Origin of the sequence: Photobacterium sp. OFAV2-7 (genome assembly GCF_022347985.1) — a bacterium.
GTDB lineage: Bacteria > Pseudomonadota > Gammaproteobacteria > Enterobacterales > Vibrionaceae > Photobacterium.
Genome location: NZ_JAKRFQ010000602.1, coordinates 1 through 3,277, shown reverse-complemented (window position 1 = coordinate 3,277; position 3,277 = coordinate 1). Strand labels below are relative to the sequence as shown.

Here is a 3,277-nt window from a genome sequence, read left to right as displayed (position 1 = left end):
GGCAAAAACCACCGAAGCCCAGATCCAAATTCAGGATCTTGCTATCGATAGCAATAAGCAGCCTCTTCAATTAACGGCGAATTTTGCCTACACCCCTGATGCGGGCTACACGCTATCTGTAAACAGCAATATCAACAATATTCCGGTCCAGTTTGCCGGTGAACATCAGCCAAACATGAACCGCTATAACTACTATCCGACCTCAAATGATGTCAGTGTCATCGAAGGTGTCGACTCATCGACTATTCGCCTTGAGTTAGCCTTTGCCGGCCAAAATGTCTGGATGATTGATACCTATGCCCAGGTAAATGGCAAAGAGGAAAAAATACAGACTTACCGATTCACCAAGTCATAACTCGTTACACTCTCCAGTAACATTCCTTGCGTTATATCGTCTTAGGCTCAGGGCGATATAACGCTTTTTTTCTTAGCAGCTAATATGTATTACCAGCTGATACGCATTACCTACCGCCAGCCAGATCGATAAAACTGCCGGTCGAATAAGATGCTTTGTCGGATAGCAGCCAGCTAATTGCCTCAGCCACTTCATCAGCGCTACCGCCTCGCTGCATCGGTATCGCATTATTTTTAATAAGGCGCGCTACCCGTTCAGGCTCACCACCATCAGCATGCATTTCTGTTGCGATAAAACCGGGGCGAACACCGTTAACCCGGATACCATCGCTGGCGACTTCCAGCGAAAGTCCTTTGGTTAACGAATCTACCGCTCCCTTGGAAGCAGCATAATCAATATATTCAAACGGCGCTCCGCTGCGGGAAGCAGCCGATGAAACATTAACAATGGCGCCCCCCTTACCACCGTGAGAAAATGCCATGCGTTTTACGGCCTCTCGGCAGCACAAAAACTGGCTGGTTACGTTCGTGGTAAGAATATGATTAATTCTCTCTGCCGTCATCGCCTCAAGGCGCATTTGCGGCTGCAATATTCCGGCATTATTTACCAGGCCGGTCAATCGCCCCAGTTGCAGATCTAATGTGGCAAACAAACCAACGACCTCGGCTTCCTTCGACACATCAGCCTGTACTGCTATAGCATCCACTCCCATAGCCCGGACGTCTTCCAATACGGCCTGTGCTGCCGCTGAATCTGACCGATAGTTCAGGCAAAGATTGATGCCCTGAGAGGCTAACAGCCTTGCCGTTGCCGCTCCGATCCCCCGGCTTGCACCTGTAATCAACACAGTTTGCCTACTCATCATTTAGCCCTCTCATCACTATTAGCCCTTCTAAGCAGTCATCAAGAACAGCAACTTTCACACTACCTTCCTTGTATTAATACTATTGCTGTACATTACATTCCGGCAGAATTAACTTTTTGTCATCACAACCGATAAAGCAAAATCAAACCATCGGCGTTAACGCCTCGCGATAAAAGCAATATTTAACCTCTTAACAAAAATGAAAGCAAATCATTACAAACAGCCTCTTTCTTCACAATAATTCGTCGCAAGCATATTTGTTTACTTTATGTTCAAACTAAAAATCTTAGTGGTAATGCTTAATACTCAGCAGCTTATATAATGCTATCTTTATGCATCTTTTCAGTGCTGACCTCTCAAACTGGAAACAAACCATTTACACAAATAGTTACAGAGATGTACTAAGTTTGATATTATGCGTTACTCTTTTAGGTGGTAGATAAAGTTCCAATGAATATCAGCAGCAGGAAACATCAAAGTACAAGGTGGGTAATTAGCATTACCATCTTTGCTATCCTGCTAATGAATTTTCTCTCTTCAGTCGTCATTCTGAACCCGTCCCACTATCAGGGAGGTGGAAACTGGCTAACCGGCGAGAAAGTGCTGATCTGCACGAGTGAAGGACTCAAATGGATTAGTGTTGATTCACTCAAGCAACAAAACTCGGCTCTGTCGCAGCATGATAGCCAGGGTGAACATGGTGATATCAAATTCCACTGTCCGCTCCTAAAACACCATCAGTCAATCGGCACTTTTCCTACCGAAGCACTGTTTTTCCTGCTTGCATTGCTCTCTTTGCATCAGAAATTCCGATTAAACAACCGTAAATCGTTCTCGCAGCGTATTTACTTCATGTACGCACCCAAACATTCTCCGCCCTGCCTTAGCTCTTGTAATTAACATACGGCCAAACAGATGCCGTGAAACCGTTTTGCCGAATCACCATCCGGCAAACGAGAAATGAATAAAATGTCCTACGGCAGATGAACTGAAACAATGCCTCGACATAATAATGATTACGGAGAAAGTCATGAAAAAAATCATCAACATCATTTTGGGTAGCGCATTACTATTGAGCGGCTTTGCCAATGCACACGACTACAAAGGCGGTAACCTGCATATTGACCATCCTTGGTCTAAAGAGGTTCCACCAACGTCAGCTGTGGCAGCTGCTTTCTTCAATATCATGAACCATGGTGATGAAGGCGATACCCTGCTTCGAGCCGAATCGCCTATTGCTGGCAAAACAGAACTCCACGCTCATATCCATGAGGATGGAATGATGAAAATGCGTGAAGTTGAGAAAATTGATATTCCTGCCAATGGCACACGTACCCTAAAACCTGGTAGCTACCACATTATGTTCTTCGAGCTGCGAAAAGTACCGGCTCTTGGCGATCGCTTCCCGCTTACGCTTCACTTTGCCAAGGCGGGTACCATTGAAGTCGACGTTGCCGTTGAAGAAGCAACATATAAGCCTGACGGTCAGCAAAAAGATGAGATGAAAAGCGCTCACGCCCATCATTAAGCAGAATTAATCACATCATTTAACAGTAAAAACCGCTTGATGTTTCAAGCGGTTTTTAATTATCTACTAGTAACTCTTCTACATCTCTACGCTATTTATATAAACAGAATTAACCTCGACACCAGCTAACACATAAAGACTCTCAATAATATTAATATTATTTTTATCAATGTCGCACGAAAATATCACCTCCGGAATTCTAATAACGAGCAGATACTATCTACTTGTTATGGAAATATTTTCTAGATTTCCATAACATCTTTTATTAGTCTTAATAATATATTGGCCTTACAAGGTGTTAGATATGATAGTAACCGATGTAGACCAAATAACACCAGAGAACATAGAGCACATCCTGAAAAGGATTGTAGATGAAGTGGGCGCTTACATCTATGTAAAAGATGCTGAAGGCAAGTATATATACGCCAATAAACAGACTTGCCAGCTATTCAATTGCAGCGTTGATAAGATACAGGGTACTGATGATAGCCAATACTTCAGCCCATCATTGTTAGAACAAATTATAGAA

General features: G+C 43.5%; 4 protein-coding genes and 1 pseudogene. 4 read left to right on the top strand and 1 reads right to left on the bottom strand.

Annotation, left to right across the window (positions count from 1 at the left end):
- Positions 1 to 355: pseudogene (locus MHN01_RS21550) on the top strand (hypothetical protein); the annotation flags it as partial.
- A gap of 106 nt (positions 356 to 461) precedes the next feature.
- On the opposite strand, the gene MHN01_RS21545 reads toward MHN01_RS21550, so the two are convergent.
- A complete protein-coding gene (locus MHN01_RS21545) occupies positions 462 to 1,220 on the bottom strand; it encodes an SDR family oxidoreductase (RefSeq protein ID WP_239413357.1) in 759 nt (252 codons plus the stop codon).
- Between the two features lie 450 nt (positions 1,221 to 1,670).
- On the opposite strand from MHN01_RS21545, the gene MHN01_RS21540 reads away from it, so the two are divergent.
- From MHN01_RS21540 to MHN01_RS21530, 3 genes are all read left to right on the top strand, one after another.
- Positions 1,671 to 2,120 (top strand): DUF2946 family protein, encoded by a 450-nt coding sequence (locus tag MHN01_RS21540; protein WP_370646541.1) that lies wholly within the window; start codon positions 1,671 to 1,673, stop codon positions 2,118 to 2,120.
- 130 nt (positions 2,121 to 2,250) lie between these two features.
- A complete protein-coding gene (locus MHN01_RS21535; protein ID WP_239413355.1) occupies positions 2,251 to 2,748 on the top strand; it encodes a copper chaperone PCu(A)C in 498 nt (165 codons plus the stop codon).
- 304 nt (positions 2,749 to 3,052) lie between these two features.
- Positions 3,053 to 3,277 (top strand): PAS domain-containing protein (locus MHN01_RS21530; protein WP_239413354.1); only part of this gene is annotated, 225 nt, incomplete at its 3' end.